1 protein-coding gene is annotated in these 774 nt (G+C 60.2%); it reads right to left on the bottom strand.

The annotated features are described in order from the left end of the window. Positions 1-774, bottom strand: a 774-nt coding sequence (gene tnpC, locus P0D96_RS48210; RefSeq protein WP_408321410.1) for an IS66 family transposase, incomplete at both ends; no start/stop codon positions are given.

The raw sequence follows: 774 nt of genomic DNA, 5'->3' as shown, positions 1-774 counted from the left end.
GAACCTTCCGAAACCAGCTTGCGCTGCGCCACCATCCATTCATAAAGTGCATCGCACACCGGTTTGGCCCGGCTCTGCCGGAGTTTGCGGCGCTCTTCGGCATTCAGCACTGCAGCGTCGCGTTCGATATCGTAAAGCGCAACGAAGAACGGCATGGCCTGTCCAGCAACCTGACTGCTGTGATTGGCGTGCAGGTCAAAGAACTTGCGCCGTGCGTGTGCAGCACATCCGATTTCAGTGATCCCTTGCTGGAATCCGGCCTTGTACCCACCATAGTCGTCGCACACCAGCTTGCCCTGCCAGTCGGCGAGGAACGTGCGTGCATGCTCGCCGGCACGGCTGACGGCGAAGTCGTAGACCACGGCCCGTAGCTCACTGAAGTGCGTGGATGTATACGCCCACAGGTACGCCCGATGTGTCTTCCCTTTACCGGGACTGAGCATCTGTACCGGCGTCTCATCCGCATGCAGCACACCCTGCTGCAGGATTTCCTGATGCAGAGCATCGACCAGTGGCTGCAACTGTGCGCCGCACATGCCGACCCACGCACCCAGTGTCGATCGCGGTATTGCCAGACCCGCCCGCGCAAAGATCTGCTCCTGACGGTACAGGGGAAGATGGTCAGCATATTTGGCAACCAGCACCGAGGCCAGCAGTCCCGTGGTCGGGATACCCTTGTCAATGACGTGTGGGGGCACCGCCGCCTGAATCAGTGTTTCGCAGTTTCTGCACACCCACTTGCCACGGATATGCCGCTCTACCGTGAACACGCCG

It is taken from the genome of Paraburkholderia sp. RL17-347-BIC-D, from assembly GCF_046027915.1.
GTDB lineage: Bacteria > Pseudomonadota > Gammaproteobacteria > Burkholderiales > Burkholderiaceae > Paraburkholderia.
The sequence above is the reverse complement of the archived record's forward strand: the minus strand, read 5'-3'. Positions and strand labels throughout refer to the sequence as shown.